This is a genomic window from Aquabacterium sp. (assembly GCF_036279675.1).
Lineage (GTDB): Bacteria > Pseudomonadota > Gammaproteobacteria > Burkholderiales > Burkholderiaceae_C > Aquabacterium.
Genome location: NZ_DASUIS010000113.1, coordinates 20,737 through 35,622 on the forward strand (window position 1 = coordinate 20,737; position 14,886 = coordinate 35,622).

At 61.3% G+C, this 14,886-nt stretch carries 12 protein-coding genes; 6 read left to right on the forward strand and 6 right to left on the reverse strand.

Features of this window, described 5'->3' with window-relative positions:
* The first annotated feature begins 187 nt into the window (after positions 1-187).
* Both ntrB and VFW93_RS13390 read left to right on the forward strand, forming a co-directional pair.
* Positions 188-1,117 (forward strand): nitrate ABC transporter permease, encoded by a 930-nt coding sequence (gene ntrB, locus VFW93_RS13385; protein ID WP_329694484.1) that lies wholly within the window; start codon positions 188-190, stop codon positions 1,115-1,117.
* A 27-nt stretch (positions 1,118-1,144) separates the two neighbouring features.
* The gene (locus VFW93_RS13390; RefSeq protein ID WP_329694485.1) at positions 1,145-1,945 is read left to right on the forward strand and encodes an ABC transporter ATP-binding protein; all 801 of its coding nucleotides are present in this window, start codon (positions 1,145-1,147) and stop codon (positions 1,943-1,945) included.
* 172 nt (positions 1,946-2,117) lie between these two features.
* On the opposite strand, the gene lgt is transcribed toward VFW93_RS13390, so the two are convergent.
* Positions 2,118-2,921 (reverse strand): prolipoprotein diacylglyceryl transferase, encoded by an 804-nt coding sequence (gene lgt / locus VFW93_RS13395; protein WP_329694486.1) that lies wholly within the window; start codon positions 2,919-2,921, stop codon positions 2,118-2,120.
* A gap of 78 nt (positions 2,922-2,999) precedes the next feature.
* Here lgt and VFW93_RS13400 point away from each other — a divergent pair, with 78 nt between their 5' ends.
* Positions 3,000-4,256, forward strand: coding sequence for a putative Na+/H+ antiporter (locus VFW93_RS13400; RefSeq protein ID WP_329694487.1), 1,257 nt, complete (start codon positions 3,000-3,002; stop codon positions 4,254-4,256).
* Positions 4,257-4,337: 81 nt separating this feature from the next.
* Here VFW93_RS13400 and ilvD read toward each other — a convergent pair whose 3' ends face one another.
* Both ilvD and VFW93_RS13410 read right to left on the reverse strand, forming a co-directional pair.
* Positions 4,338-6,188, reverse strand: coding sequence for a dihydroxy-acid dehydratase (gene ilvD, locus VFW93_RS13405; RefSeq protein WP_329694488.1), 1,851 nt, complete (start codon positions 6,186-6,188; stop codon positions 4,338-4,340).
* A gap of 78 nt (positions 6,189-6,266) precedes the next feature.
* Positions 6,267-6,527: a TIGR04438 family Trp-rich protein gene (locus tag VFW93_RS13410; RefSeq protein ID WP_329694489.1), complete on the reverse strand. Its 261-nt coding sequence runs from the start codon at positions 6,525-6,527 to the stop codon at positions 6,267-6,269.
* Between the two features lie 122 nt (positions 6,528-6,649).
* On the opposite strand from VFW93_RS13410, the gene VFW93_RS13415 reads away from it, so the two are divergent.
* Complete coding sequence (locus VFW93_RS13415) at positions 6,650-6,961, forward strand: c-type cytochrome (protein ID WP_329694490.1); 312 nt, start codon at positions 6,650-6,652, stop codon at positions 6,959-6,961.
* Positions 6,962-7,064: 103 nt separating this feature from the next.
* Here the strand turns inward: VFW93_RS13415 and VFW93_RS13420 are convergent, their stop codons facing one another.
* From VFW93_RS13420 to VFW93_RS13430, 3 genes are all read right to left on the reverse strand, one after another.
* Positions 7,065-8,906: an MFS transporter gene (locus VFW93_RS13420; RefSeq protein ID WP_329694491.1), complete on the reverse strand. Its 1,842-nt coding sequence runs from the start codon at positions 8,904-8,906 to the stop codon at positions 7,065-7,067.
* A 216-nt stretch (positions 8,907-9,122) separates the two neighbouring features.
* The gene (gene acs, locus VFW93_RS13425; protein ID WP_329694492.1) at positions 9,123-11,105 is read right to left on the reverse strand and encodes an acetate--CoA ligase; all 1,983 of its coding nucleotides are present in this window, start codon (positions 11,103-11,105) and stop codon (positions 9,123-9,125) included.
* 231 nt (positions 11,106-11,336) lie between these two features.
* A complete protein-coding gene (locus tag VFW93_RS13430; RefSeq protein WP_329694493.1) occupies positions 11,337-12,644 on the reverse strand; it encodes an HD-GYP domain-containing protein in 1,308 nt (435 codons plus the stop codon).
* Between the two features lie 250 nt (positions 12,645-12,894).
* Here VFW93_RS13430 and VFW93_RS13435 point away from each other — a divergent pair, with 250 nt between their 5' ends.
* Positions 12,895-13,497 carry a YqhA family protein gene (locus VFW93_RS13435; protein ID WP_329694494.1) on the forward strand — a complete coding sequence of 201 codons (603 nt, stop codon included), beginning with the start codon at positions 12,895-12,897 and terminating at the stop codon, positions 13,495-13,497.
* A gap of 103 nt (positions 13,498-13,600) precedes the next feature.
* Positions 13,601-14,886: fumarate hydratase (locus VFW93_RS13440; RefSeq protein WP_329694495.1), on the forward strand; the 1,286-nt coding region annotated here is incomplete at its 3' end.

A 14,886-nucleotide genomic window follows, 5' to 3' on the forward strand; every position in this document is an offset into this window, starting at 1 on the left:
GAGTCCCGCTGAGACCGGCCCGACGGGGTGCCCTTGATGGCACCGGCTGCAAATGGATTCATCCATCGCAGACCAGGGCATCCACTTGAATGGATGACCCCGCTGGCCATTTTTTTGCAGACACAACGAATCGGGCAGGCCCCTGCGCTTCGCTCACACCTCTCAGGCCCCATTGAAGGAGTCCCACATGGTCAGCGCCGTCTTTCACAGCCCCTCGGATGCCAGCGACGCTTTGCGCGCAGACAAGGCAGCCGGCAAGCCCACATCGAATCCCATGACTTCCACTGCCGCAGCCCCCCTCTCGACAGGGCAAGCATCATCCCCAACTGCCACGCCCAGGGCGCCCGTCGACTGGGCCGGCCTGGCACTCAAGACGCTGGCCCCCCTGGCTGGCATCGCCCTGCTGATTGCCATCTGGGCCCTGCTGACCATGAAGAGCACGACCTTCCCCACGCCGCTGGCGACCTGGGAAGAAGCCGTCAAGCTTTTCTCAGATCCGTTCTATAGCAATGGCCCCAACGACCAGGGCATTGGCTGGAACATCCTGTTCTCGCTCAAGCGCGTGGCCATGGGCTTCGGTCTGGCCGCACTGGTTGGCATCCCGATGGGCTTCCTGATCGGTCGCTCGAAGATCGCCAGCGCCATGCTCAACCCCATCATCAGCCTGCTGCGCCCTGTGTCGCCACTGGCCTGGCTGCCTATCGGCCTGCTGGTGTTCAAGTCGGCTGACCCCGCTGCCATCTGGACCATCTTCATCTGCTCGATCTGGCCGATGATCATCAACACCGCCGTGGGCGTGCAGCGTGTACCCGAGGACTACCTGAACGTGGCCAAGGTGCTCAACCTCAGCGAGTGGACCATCGTCAAGAAGATCCTCTTCCCCTCCGTGCTGCCTTACATGCTGACTGGCGTGCGCCTGTCGGTGGGCACAGCATGGCTGGTGATCGTCGCGGCTGAAATGCTGACAGGCGGCGTGGGCATCGGCTTCTGGGTCTGGGACGAGTGGAACAACCTCAATGTGCACCACATCCTGATCGCCATCTTCGTGATCGGCATCGTCGGTCTGTTGCTGGAAAACGCACTGGTTGCCGTGGCCAAGCGCTTCAGCTTCGAATAAGCCTTCTCACCATCTCAGGAGTCACTCATGTCCCACTTCATCGACATCAGCCAGGCCGAAATGGTGTTCAACACCAAGAAGGGCCAGTTCCACGCTCTGCGCGACATCAACCTGGGCATTGAAAAAGGCGAGTTCATTGCCCTGATCGGGCACTCCGGTTGCGGCAAGTCCACCTTGCTCAACCTGATCGCCGGCCTGCTCATGCCCACCAGCGGTGGCCTGATCTGTGACAACAAGGAAATCGGCGGCCCCGGCCCCGAGCGCGCCATGGTGTTCCAGAACCACTCGCTGCTGCCCTGGCTGACCTGTTTCCAGAACGTCTACCTGGCCGTGGAGCGCGTGTTCGGCGCCAAGGAAAACAAGGAACAACTCAAGAAGCGGACGCAAGATGCGCTGGAGCTGGTCAACATGGCCCACGCCACGCACAAGCGCCCCAACGAGATCTCGGGGGGCATGAAGCAGCGTGTGGGCATTGCCCGCGCCCTGGCCATGGAACCCAAGGTACTGTTGCTTGACGAGCCGTTTGGCGCCTTGGACGCCCTGACCCGCGCCCACCTGCAAGACGAGCTGCTCAAGATCGTGGCCCGCACCAAATCCACCGTGGTCATGGTGACCCATGATGTGGACGAGGCCGTGCTGCTGTCAGACCGCATCGTGATGATGACCAATGGCCCGGCCGCCACCATCGGCGAGGTCCTGGACGTGCCACTGGCCCGCCCCCGCAACCGCGTGGAGCTGGCAGAAGACGCCACCTACATCCATTGCCGCAAGGCCGTGCTGGACTTCCTGTACACACGCCACGGCGTGGCCGACAAGAAAGCCGCCTGACCCGGTTACCCCGATAACGTACCGAGGAGCAAACAGAGGTCGACAGAAAAAAGCTGGCACACCCCTTGCATGAGAATAAATGACCGCTTGAATCGCCAGAGCCAGGCGGTCTTCCTCAGCGGGGGTCAGTGGGTCCGCGAAAACTCCACCGACCTCTTAACGCCTTCCAGGTTCAGGCCTGGAAGGCGTCTTTTTTTGCCATGCCCCAGAACAGTGCACCCAGAACGATCATGGGCAGGCACAGCCACTGGCCCATGCTCATATTGAGTGCCAGCAGGCCCAGGAAGCTGTCCGGCTCCCGGAAGTACTCCGCGATGAAGCGGAATAGCCCATACCCGAGCAGGAACATCCCCGCCACGGCCCCTTGCTGACGCGGCTTGCGTGCATACAGCCACAGCAACACGAACAGGAGCATGCCCTCCAGCCCGAATTGGTAGAGCTGTGACGGGTGCCGAGCGACATCGCTGCCCGACTCCGGGAACACCATGGCCCAAGGCAAGGCCGGATCCGCGGCCCTGCCCCATAGTTCGCCATTGATGAAATTGCCGATGCGACCTGCGGCCAGGCCAACAGGCACGCATGGCGCCACCAGATCGGCCACTTCAAAGAAGTGTCGGCCTTGTTGCCTTGCGAACAAGGCCATGGCCGTGATCACACCCAGCAAGCCGCCATGAAAGGCCATGCCGCCCTGCCATACATAGAAGATCTCGATGGGATTCGCCAGGTAATACGAGGGCTTGTAAAACAGCACGTAACCCAGACGCCCCCCCAGCACCACGCCCAACATGCAGAAGAACAACAGGTCTTCGACATGCTGCCGGGTCCAGCCTCGGTTCACAAAGGGCACCTGAGTGGCCCGATAGGCCGCCAGCATGTAGGCAGCGACAAATGCCACCAGATAAGTCAAGCCATACCAGTGCACCTTCAGCGGGCCCAGCGATACGGCAACAGGGTCAATTTGGGGATGTATCAGCATGGCGCGAACGATAACCGATGTGGCCTTCCACATGGCCGCATGGACTGTGAAGATATGTTGGGCTGCTAGGATCAAGGCATGAACCCCACGAACATCCAGATCATTGGCGCCAGCCTGTTTGCGGTGGCGGTGTTGCACACCTTCTCGACCAAGTTCTTCGAAAAACTGGCCCACACGCGACCAGCCCACGCCGGCTTGTGGCACCTGCTGGGTGAAGTCGAGGTGGTGTTCGGGCTCTGGGCCGCCGTGCTGATGGTGGCCATGTTTGCCACGGAGGGCAAAACGGCCGCCACGCACTACCTGGACACGCGCAACTTCACGGAGCCACTGTTCGTGTTCGCCATCATGGTGGCGGCCGCAAGCAAGCCCATCCTGCAAGGCGCCGGATGGGTGACACGCACGCTGGCGCGCAGCTTGCCACTGGCCCCGGGCTGGTCCTTCACCTTGGTCACGCTCACCCTGGTGCCGCTGATGGGCTCCTTCATCACCGAGCCCGCAGCGATGACACTGGCAGCCTTGCTCTTGCGCGACGGGCTCTACAGCCAGACCATTTCCAACAAGCTGAAATATGCGGTCCTGGGTGTGCTCTTCGTCAACGTGTCGATTGGCGGCACGCTCACACCCTATGCCGCCCCACCCGTGCTGATGGTGGCCTCAGCCTGGGGCTGGGACCTGGCCTTCATGTTCCTGCATTTCGGCGACAAGGCCGCCCTGGCCGTCTTCATCAATGCGACAGGCTTGATCCTGTTGTTTGGACGTGAACTGAAGGCCCTGCCGCCTCCGGCGCAAACGACCGAGGCGCAACCTCCCCTGACCATCACGCTGATTCACGTGCTCTTCCTCGCCGGCATCGTGGTGTTCGCTCACCACCCGTCCGTCTTCCTGGGTCTGTTCATGCTCTTTCTGGGCTTCACGGCCGCCTATGAGCGCTATCAATCGCCACTGATCCTGCGCGAAGGCTTGCTGGTGGCCTTCTTCCTGGCTGGCCTCGTGGTGCTGGGCGGGCAACAGCAATGGTGGCTGGAACCCTTGCTCCTGAAGATGGATGCGAATGCCGTGTTCTTTGGTGCGACCGCCCTGACCGCCATCACCGACAACGCCGCACTGACCTACCTGGGTTCGCTGGTGCCAGGCCTGAGCGACGAGTTCAAGTACGCGCTGGTAGCCGGTGCCGTGACCGGAGGTGGCCTGACCATCATTGCCAACGCCCCCAACCCGGCAGGTGCGGCCATCCTCAAGGGCAAGTTCCCTGACCAGGCCATCCACGCAGGGGGCTTGCTACTGGCGGCCCTGCCACCCACCATCGTGGCCCTGCTGTGCTTCAAGTTGATCTGAAGCCAGGCAACTCGCGCGCCGAACCAGAAAAAAAGGCCCGCATCAGCGGGCCTTCTTGCGTTCAGCGCGATCAGATGCGCATCAGCGCTTGATCTGCGAAAGGTCGCGCACGGCGCCGGTATCGGCCGACGTGGTCAGCAAGGCATAGGCCTGCAAGGCGGCCGACACATAACGCTCACGCTTGGCAGGCTTCCAGGCATGCGTGCCACGGGCTTCCATGTCTTCACGGCGCTTGGCCAGAGTCTCGGGGCTCACGGCCAGGTGGATCTTGCGGTTGGGGATGTCGATCTCGATGGTGTCGCCATCTTCGACCAGGGCAATCGCGCCACCCTGAGCAGCTTCAGGCGAAGCATGACCGATCGACAGGCCCGACGTGCCGCCCGAGAAGCGACCATCCGTCAGCAAGGCGCACTGCTTGCCCAAACCACGGCTCTTCAAGTAGGACGTGGGGTATAGCATTTCCTGCATGCCTGGCCCACCCTTGGGGCCTTCGTAGCGGATGATGACCACGTCACCTGCCTGCACCACTTCACCCAGGATGCCTTCCACAGCATCTTCCTGGCTTTCGAACACACGGGCCTTGCCAGTGAACTTCCAGATGGATTCGTCCACACCGGCGGTCTTGACGATGCAGCCCTTCTCGGCGATGTTGCCGTACAGCACGGCCAGGCCGCCGTCAGCCGTGAAGGCGTGCTCCTTGCTGCGGATGACGCCCTTGGCGCGGTCCAGATCCAGAGCCTTCCAGCGGCTGTCTTGCGAGAAAGCCACCTGCGTAGGCACGCCTCCAGGAGCTGCCTTGAAGAACTCGTGCACCGACTCGTCCTTGGAGACGGTCACGTCCCACTGGGCAATGGCGTCGGCCATGGTCTTGCTGTGCACGGTGGGCAGATCTGTATGCAACAAGCCACCGCGGGCCAGTTCACCCAGAATGGCCATGATGCCGCCAGCGCGGTGCACGTCTTCGATGTGCACATCCGGCACGGCGGGCGCCACCTTGCTCAGGCAGGGCACGCGGCGCGAGATGCGGTCGATGTCCTGCATCGTGAAGTCCACTCCGGCTTCCTTGGCTGCCGCCAGCAGGTGCAGCACGGTATTGGTCGAGCCGCCCATGGCCACGTCCAGGCTGATCGCGTTCTCGAAAGCCTTGAAGTTGGCGATGTTGCGTGGCAGCGCGGATTCGTCATCCTGCTCGTAATAGCGCTTGGCCAGCGACACGATGGTGCGGCCTGCCTGGCGGAACAGCTTCTCGCGATCGGCATGCGTGGCCAGTGTCGTGCCATTGCCCGGCAGGGACAGCCCCAACGCCTCGGTCAGGCAGTTCATGGAGTTGGCAGTGAACATGCCGGAGCATGAACCGCAAGTCGGGCAGGCCGAGCGCTCGACCTGAGCGACTTCCTCGTCGGAGCAGCTCTTGTCAGCAGCCTTGACCATGGCGTCGACCAGGTCCAGCGAAATGACCTTGCCTTCGAGCTTGACCTTGCCGGCTTCCATCGGGCCACCCGACACGAAGATCACGGGGATGTTCAGGCGCAAGGCGGCCATCAGCATGCCCGGCGTGATCTTGTCGCAGTTGGAGATGCACACCAGCGCGTCAGCGGTGTGGGCATTGCACATGTACTCGACGCTGTCGGCGATCAGGTCACGCGAAGGCAGCGAATACAGCATGCCACCGTGGCCCATGGCGATGCCGTCGTCTACCGCGATGGTGTTGAATTCCTTGGCCACGCCACCCGCTGCTTCGATTTCGCGGGCAACCAGTTGGCCCAGGTCCTTCAGGTGCACGTGGCCGGGCACGAACTGCGTGAAGCTGTTGGCGATCGCGATGATCGGCTTCTCGAAATCGCCGTCCTTCATGCCCGTGGCACGCCACAAGGCACGAGCGCCAGCCATGTTGCGACCGGCGGTGGAGGTACGGGAACGATACTGAGGCATGAAGCGGCTCCGGGTGGGCTTGTTTTCCAAAGACGTCGATTTTATCCCGTCCCCGGCCAGGCACCTAACCGCCGTCGCTCAGCGCTTACCTTTCCTGGGGCTTTGCAGGCCCAGGGCATCCAGCGACTTCTGGCGGCGGGCCTCGCGCTTGTCATCGACCTTCTTCATCGCCTTGCGCTGGGTCAGACCGGACCAGTCCGCCCATGCCCACCACAACGCGGCGAGCGCGAAGGGCGACAACATGATCCACCAGTGTTCCTTCCAGGTCCACGCCCCGACCGGGCCGATGCCCGCGATGTTCAGGATCAGCACCAACACGCCAATTGCCACAAACCACATGATTGCTGCCCTTTTGGACTCCGCCGAAGGAAAAAAGAAGACCTTGTCAACCCACAGGCACGGTCAGAACGTTTATAAAACCAGCCTCAACTGTAATTCACCCCCACTGTGGAAGGATCCCCATGAAACTCCTGCCCTCCATCCTGGTTGCAGCCGCGCTGACAGCCGTTGGTGCCCCAGCCATGGCCAACCTGGAACTGGCCCAGAAGAAGGCCTGCCTGGCATGCCACCAGGTTGACAACAAGGTCGTGGGCCCCGCCTACAAGGATGTGGCCAAGAAGTACAAGGGCCAGAAGGGCATTGAAGCCAAACTGGTCGAAAAGGTCATGAAGGGCGGCAAGGGCGCCTGGGGTGAAGTACCCATGCCTGCCAACCCACAGGTCAACGAAGCCGAAGCCAAGCAACTGGTGACCTGGATCCTGTCGCTGAAATAAACGCGGCATGCACCGATAAAAAAAGCCCCGCTGTGAGCGGGGCTTTGTCATTCAAGGCCGACAAGTGCTTGTGGCACCTGCCGACTGTGGGCCGGCGTCCTTCTCAGTCGCCAGCGTAGATGTCCACATCCTTGGTTTCGCGAACGAACAGCAGGCCAATCACAAAGGTGATGCTTGCCACGATGATCGGATACCACAGGCCGTTGTAGATGTTGCCGGTCTGCGCCACGATGGCGAACGCCGTGGTGGGCAGCAAGCCGCCGAACCAGCCGTTACCGATGTGATACGGCAGGCTCATCGAGGTGTAGCGGATGCGGGTCGGGAACATTTCAACCAGCATGGCCGCAATCGGGCCGTACACCATGGTCACGTAGATGACCAGCAGCGTCAGGATCGCGACGATCACAGGCTTGTTCAACTTGGCAGGATCAGCCTTGGCCGGATAGCCAGCGGACTTGAGCGCAGCGCCCACAGCCTTCTTGAACTGCCCTTCGATGACCTTGGTCGCGGCAGCCTTGCCGTCCTTGTCGAAAGCCGCCAGCGTGGCGCCAGCTTCCTTCAAGGCCTTCTCGGCATCCTTGAGCTTGTCTTCAGCCTCCTTGCCGGACACGCCTGCAGCCTTCATGTCCTCCACCTTCTTCAAGGCAGCTTCCTTGGCCTTGGTGGCAGCTTCCTTGGCAGCGGGGATGTCAGCGTCCGTGATCTTGGTGGGCGAATAGCTGTTGATCACTGTTTCGCCAACCTTGATCACCGCGGTCGCACCAGCTGCACCGGACACGTTCTCGTAGTTCACGGAACTGCTGGCCAGCAATTGCTTGGCGATATCGCAGGAGCTGGTGAACTTGGCTGTACCGGTCGGGTTGAACTGGAACGAGCATTCGCTGCTGTCGGCCACCAGGGTCACGGGCGCAGAAGCCTGAGCACGCGCCAGATCGGGGTTGGCAGCTTCAGTCAGTGCCTTGAACAGCGGGAAGTAGGTCACCGCTGCGATCAGACAACCACCCAGGATGATGGGCTTGCGACCGATCTTGTCAGACAGCGAACCGAACACCACGAAGAAAGGTGTACCGATCAGCAGGCCGATGGCCACCAGGATGTTGGCGGTTGCACCGTCGACCTTCAATGCCTGTGTCAGGAAGAACAGCGCATAGAACTGACCGGTGTACCAGACCACTGCCTGACCCGCGACCAGACCGAACAAGGCTAGGATCACGATCTTCAGGTTGCCCCACTGACCGAAAGACTCGGACAGCGGCGCCTTGGAGGTCTTGCCTTCTTCCTTCATTTTCTTGAAGGCCGGGCTTTCGTTCATGCTCATGCGGATCCACACGCTGATGGCCAGCAAGGCGATCGACACGAGGAAAGGAACACGCCAGCCCCAGTCGGCAAAGGCTTCTTCACCGATGGCCGTACGCACGCCCAGGATCACCAGCAGCGACAGGAACAAGCCCATCGTGGCCGTGGTCTGGATCCAGGCGGTGTAAGCACCACGACGACCATGAGGCGCGTGTTCTGCCACATAGGTGGCCGCACCGCCGTACTCACCGCCCAGCGCCAGACCTTGCAGCAGACGCAGCACGATCAGGATCACCGGAGCGGCGGCACCGATCTTGGCGTAACCCGGCAGGACGCCCACGATGAACGTGGACATACCCATGATCAGGATGGTGACCAGGAAGGTGTATTTGCGGCCGATCATGTCGCCCAGCCGCCCGAAGACAAGGGCACCGAAGGGGCGCACGATGAAGCCGGCAGCAAAGGCCAGCAGCGCAAAGATGAAAGCCGAAGTGGGGTCCAGCCCGGCAAAGAATTGCTTGGCGATGATGGCCGCCAACGAGCCGTATAGATAAAAGTCGTACCACTCGAAAACTGTGCCTAGGCTGGAAGCGAAGATGACCTTCTTCTCCTCAGCTGTCATGGGCGCATGGGAAACGCTGCTTGCCATGGTGTGAGCTCCTCGTCATTACAGAAGTGAGCACGCTTGTGGCATGCTCACCCCTCAATCTAGGGGGGGTTGTTATCAAATGTAATGAGGGTGAATGCTTAGTTGTCGGACTTATTACACATATTCATGCCTGGGGTTTTCACCAGCACAATAAAAAACCCGGTGCCATATGACACCGGGTTTTTGTTTCAATTGATTATCTGAAAATCAGAGTTTTCAATTGCTCTGCGAGAGCTGATCGAGAATCGCCGGATTTTCCAGCGTGCTGGTATCTTGCGTCACGGCCTCACCCTTGGCCACCACACGCAACAGGCGCCGCATGATCTTGCCTGAGCGGGTCTTGGGCAGGTTGTCGCCAAAGCGGATGTCCTTGGGCTTGGCAATCGGGCCGATCTCATGCCCCACGTGGTTGCGCAACTCGTTGGCGAGTTGCTTGGCCTCGTCGCCTGTCGGACGGGGCCGCTTGAGCACCACGAAGGCGCAAATGGCTTCACCAGTCAGGTCATCAGGACGGCCCACCACGGCGGCCTCGGCCACCAAGGGGTGAGACACGAGTGCGGACTCGATTTCCATCGTGCCCATGCGGTGCCCCGACACGTTCAGCACGTCGTCGATGCGACCCGTGATGGTGAAGTAGCCCGTCTGCTCGTCGCGGATGGCGCCGTCACCGGCGAGGTAATACTTGCCCTGGAAATCAGCCGGGTAATAGCTCTTCTTGAAGCGCTCGGAATCGCCCCAGATGTTGCGGATCATCGAAGGCCAGGGCTTGCGCACCACCAGCACACCGCCCTGCCCCCAAGGCACTTCCTTGCCGGTTTCATCGACCACGGCCGCGTCAATGCCGGGGAATGGCAAGGTGCAGGAGCCTGGTGTCAAGGCATGAGCACCGGGCAGCGGCGTGATCATGTGACCACCCGTTTCGGTCTGCCAGAAGGTGTCGACGATCGGGCAACGCCCCCCACCGATTTCACGGTGGTACCACTCCCACGCGGCAGGGTTGATGGGCTCGCCCACCGTGCCCAGCAGGCGCAGGCTGCTCAGATCGAAGTTGCGAGGGTGCACGGCGTCGTTGGATTCGGCGGCCTTGATCAGGGCGCGGATGGCCGTCGGTGCCGTATAGAAGATCGACACCTTGTGTGCCTGGATCATGCGCCAGAAGCGCGCGGCGTCCGGATAGGTGGGCACGCCTTCGAACACGACCTGCGTGCCGCCATTGGCCAGAGGGCCATAGGCCACGTAGGTATGGCCCGTCACCCAGCCGATGTCGGCCGTACACCAGAACACGTCGTCCGGCTTGAGGTCGAACGTCCACTTGGTGGTCACCGCTGCGTGCAGGAGGTAGCCGCCTGTGCTGTGCTGCACACCCTTGGGCTTGCCGGTCGAGCCAGACGTGTACAGCAGGAACAGCGGATGCTCGGCAGAGACCCACTCCGGCGGGCACACATCGGATTGGGATGCCGTCACATCGCTCAGGTAGACGTCGCGACCAGCCACCATGGGCACATTGCCGCCGGTACGCTGCCACACGATGACCTGACGCACGCTGTCGCAACCACCCAGGGTGAGCGCCTCGTCCACGATGGCCTTCAGGGGCAGTGCCTTGCCGCCACGCAGTTGCTCGTCGGCCGTGATCACCAGCACGGCGCCGGCGTCTTCGATGCGATCGCGCAAGCTTTGCGCAGAAAAGCCACCGAACACCACCGAGTGCGTGGCGCCAATACGGGCGCAGGCCTGCATGGCCACGACGCCCTCGACCGACATGGGCAGGTACAGGACAACGCGGTCGCCCTTCTTGACGCCTTGCGCCTTCAGCGCATTGGCCAGCTTCGACACACGCGACAGCAAGGCCTTGTAGGTGTAGTGCGTGACCTGGCCATCGTCGGCTTCAAAAATGATGGCGGTCTTGTCGCCCAGACCCGCTTCGATGTTGCGGTCCAGGCAGTTGTAGGAGGCATTCAACTCGCCATCTTCAAACCACTTGAAGAACGGCGCGTTGGATTCGTCCAGTGCCTTGGTAAACGGCTTGTGCCAGGACACGAACTGCCTGGCCAGTGAGGCCCAATAGCCTTCGTAGTCGTTTTGTGCATCGGCACACAGCTTGTCGTAAGCGGCTCTGCTGCCCACGTGGGCGGTGCGGGCGAAGGCTTCCGGAACGGGATATTGCTTGCTCTGAGTTGTAGTTTCAGTCGGGCCAGTCATGTTGTGATCTCCAGCTGGCAGCGCTTGTGGCGCTGCGGTTTCAATTGGTCAAGTTTGCCTGGGTTGCAAACAAACCTTGCCAACTCGCCACCATGCGCCCATCTCAACAGCTTGTTACTAAGGACTATCCCCAAGCCACAAATCAGGTCAGGAACTGATATTTGCGAGATTTTTCAAGCCTGCGAGACATATGTCTCGCTCCGGCTCGGGCGTTGACGCGCTGGATCTGGATCAGGCCGTCAGCGCATCCTGTCGGGCTGCTGTGGCGCGCAGTTCGGTGAGATAGCGCTCCAGCACAGGCAGATCGCCCGCCGCATGTCGGATGACGCGGGCATGCAACTCTCGCTCCAGTTCGCCCAGTCGCCAGTTGATCTCCCGCAGGATGATGGCGACCTCGCGTTGCATCGTCGGGGACTCGTGCTGCAACCACACCCCATCAGGTTGCACATCCAGACCGGTGCTGGACCAGGCGCGGCGGATGCTCTCGAACCGCTCCTGCGCATGCGCCCACAAGCTCTTGAACGGCGGGCTCGCGCGGTCGAACATGGGCTTGAACGCATCCTGCACATGCACGATGCGCCCCAGGCGCTCACCCAGTTCACGAGACCGGGTCAAGGCATCGCGCAAGGCTTCGCCCTCCGACGCGGCATCCACTTCGCGGCACTCCCGGAAGGTCTTGCTCACGGCGTCGATCACCGGCCGGCTGAACTCGCCGTGGATCAGCTTAACCGCCACTTCGGCCTGTTGCAGCAGGCCACTGCCCTTGTCCAGCATGCCGCCCAGCATCTCGGCCACAGCCAGAATCTGCGCACTCTCAGGCACCTCGCCCGAGCGTCGCCCCTGGGGGTAGCCAAAGCCGTCCAGACGTTCGTGGTGATCCAGAATCAGTGCACTCGCGGGCTTGGCCAGCCCCGTGAGGTCCTTCAGCAGGCCGTGCGCAATCACGGGATGCGCGGCAATGTGGCGCCACTCCTTGGGGCCCAGTTGCGCGTCCTTTTGCAGGTATTTGGGGTCGATGTACAGCTCACCCACGTCATGGCTGAGCGAGGCCACGAGCAGGACGCTCAGGATGTCGTTCTCGCCAGGCATCATGCGCTGAGCCAGGCTGAGCGCCAGCAGCGCCACACACACCGCGTGATCCAGCTTGCCGGCCTGATGTTCCGTGTAGACGGTCAACAGGGTCTGCAGGCGCCCGGCAAAGGTGCTCTCTTCCATGAGCTTGACAGGGCTCGCGCGTTTGTCGGACAGACAGATCGCACGCAGCACCGGATAGGTGTCCAGCATGCGTTGCGCGGTTTCGGCGCAACGCCGGCCCGTCACGCCATCCGACACGGCCATACAGTCTTCCAGCGGCTTGATCAACTTGTGTTCAATCAGCCGATCACGCATGGAACGGTTGATGGCATACCCTTTTGCCACCAGTTTCATGCCATTTTCGGAATAGATATCTTCCGTGGCCTCGACCTGACGCTCTTCGGCCACGGTCATCACGTGGTCCAGATAATGGACGTTGACGGTGGCGTGCTGTACTGCTGACAAGGTGGTGATTCCTGAAAAATCAATATCGAATATGGCTGTGCACCGATGATTTGCATTTTCATTTTGAATGGATGCGAGCCTGATTGCACGCCATGTCACTACAGACTGTCGTGACTTGCGGAAAATTGTCACGCAGCGGGGTCCGCACCCCGATCACCCGCCCTGTTGACAGGTTTTTGATCCTGTGATGGCAGCGCAACCATCCAGCGATCATTAAAATGCGCCACACTTTCTCAAGCATCACAAACCGATGAGCACGAATCACAAATCACCCAAAGTCGGATTTCTGGCGTCATTTATCTTTGCCAGTCGCTGGCTGCAATTGCCCTTGTACCTGGGTTTGATATTGGCCCAGGTGGTTTACGTCTATCACTTCTGGGTCGAACTGGTGCACCTCGTGGAGGCGGCGCTGGGTAACCAGGAAGCACTCAAGGTCATATTCCAAGCGTCGGGCCAGCACGGCAGCAACGTCCCGGATCACCTGACCGAAACCACCATCATGCTGGTCGTGCTGGGCTTGATCGACGTGGTGATGATCTCCAACCTGCTGATCATGGTGATCGTGGGAGGTTACGAGACATTCGTGTCTCGCATGAACCTGGACGGGCACCCCGATCAGCCCGAGTGGCTGGACCACGTCAACGCCTCGGTACTCAAGGTCAAGCTGGGCACGGCCATCATCGGAATCTCGTCCATCCACCTGCTCAAGACCTTCATCAATGCCGAGAACTACTCGGACAAGGCCCTGATCGCGCAAACCGCGATCCACATCGCCTTCCTGCTGTCGGCCATGGCCATTGCCATGACGGACCGCATCCTGCACCCCGCGGGCGAATCGCACGAGAAACATTGATCGACAGGCCGCCGGCGCGCCAAGTGCGCCGGTCCTTGGCACAATGTCGGTTTTACCGTTTCACCCTCTCCCGCCCCAAAATCGCCTCAAAAAGGCCACTGCCATGACGACCATTCGCTACGACGATCTCGTTGAAAGTGTCGCAGCCGCGCTGCAATACATCAGCTACTACCACCCCGCTGACTACATCGCCCACCTGGCCCGCGCTTACGAGCGTGAAGAGAGCCCGGCTGCCAAGGACGCCATCGCGCAGATCCTGACCAACAGCCGCATGTGCGCCGAAGGCAAGCGCCCCATCTGCCAGGACACCGGCATCGTCAACGTGTTCCTGAAGATCGGCATGGGTGTGAAGTGGGAAGGTTTTGGTGCCCGCAGCATCCAGGAAGCCATCGACGACGGCGTGCGCAAGGGTTACAACAACCCCGACAACAAGCTGCGCGCCTCGGTGCTCTCCGACCCGATCTTCGAGCGCAAGAACACCAAGGACAACACGCCTGCCGTGGTCTTCATGGAACTGGTGCCCGGCGACAAGGTGGACGTGACCGTGGCAGCCAAGGGTGGCGGCTCCGAGAACAAGTCCAAGGTCTACATGCTCAACCCGTCCGACAACATCGTGGACTGGGTGCTCAAGACCGTGCCAACGATGGGCGCCGGCTGGTGCCCGCCCGGCATGTTGGGCATTGGCGTGGGCGGTACGGCCGAGAAGGCTGCCCTGCTGGCCAAGGAATCGTTGATGGACGACATCGACATGTACGAACTGCTGGAGCGCGGCCCCCAGAACAAGCTGGAAGAGCTGCGCATCGAGCTGTACGAGAAGGTCAACGCCCTGGGCATTGGCGCGCAAGGCCTGGGTGGCCTGACCACCGTGCTGGACGTCAAGATCAAGACCTACCCCACACATGCTGCCTCCAAGCCGATCGCCATGATCCCGAACTGCGCGGCCACCCGCCATGCGCACTTCGTGATGGACGGCTCCGGCCCGGTCTACCTGGATCCTCCCAGCCTGGACCTGTGGCCCAACGTGCACTGGGCGCCTGACTACAACAAGTCCAAGCGCGTGGATCTGAACACGCTGACCAAGGAAGAAGTGGCCAGCTGGAAGCCCGGCGACACCCTGCTGCTCAACGGCAAGATGCTGACCGGCCGTGACGCCGCCCACAAGCGCATCCAGGACATGCTGGCCAAGGGCGAAAAGCTGCCCGTGGACTTCACCAACCGCGTGATCTACTACGTCGGCCCCGTGGACCCCGTGCGCGACGAAGTGGTTGGCCCTGCCGGCCCCACCACGGCCACCCGCATGGACAAGTTCACCGAGATGATGCTGTCGCAGACCGGCCTGATCTCGATGATCGGCAAGTCCGAGCGAGGCCCCGTCGCCATCGAGGCCAT

Excerpts from the sequence above, each read along its gene's own strand:
- VFW93_RS13435 (WP_329694494.1), top strand. The coding sequence starts at position 12,895 with ATGAGCACGAATCACAAATCACCCAAAGTCGGATTTCTGGCGTCATTT.
- VFW93_RS13415 (WP_329694490.1), top strand. The coding sequence starts at position 6,650 with ATGAAACTCCTGCCCTCCATCCTGGTTGCAGCCGCGCTGACAGCCGTT.
- lgt (WP_329694486.1), bottom strand. The coding sequence starts at position 2,921 with ATGCTGATACATCCCCAAATTGACCCTGTTGCCGTATCGCTGGGCCCG.
- ilvD (WP_329694488.1), bottom strand. The coding sequence starts at position 6,188 with ATGCCTCAGTATCGTTCCCGTACCTCCACCGCCGGTCGCAACATGGCT.
- acs (WP_329694492.1), bottom strand. The coding sequence starts at position 11,105 with ATGACTGGCCCGACTGAAACTACAACTCAGAGCAAGCAATATCCCGTT.
- ntrB (WP_329694484.1), top strand. The coding sequence starts at position 188 with ATGGTCAGCGCCGTCTTTCACAGCCCCTCGGATGCCAGCGACGCTTTG.
- VFW93_RS13390 (WP_329694485.1), top strand. The coding sequence starts at position 1,145 with ATGTCCCACTTCATCGACATCAGCCAGGCCGAAATGGTGTTCAACACC.
- VFW93_RS13400 (WP_329694487.1), top strand. The coding sequence starts at position 3,000 with ATGAACCCCACGAACATCCAGATCATTGGCGCCAGCCTGTTTGCGGTG.
- VFW93_RS13420 (WP_329694491.1), bottom strand. The coding sequence starts at position 8,906 with ATGGCAAGCAGCGTTTCCCATGCGCCCATGACAGCTGAGGAGAAGAAG.
- VFW93_RS13410 (WP_329694489.1), bottom strand. The coding sequence starts at position 6,527 with ATGTGGTTTGTGGCAATTGGCGTGTTGGTGCTGATCCTGAACATCGCG.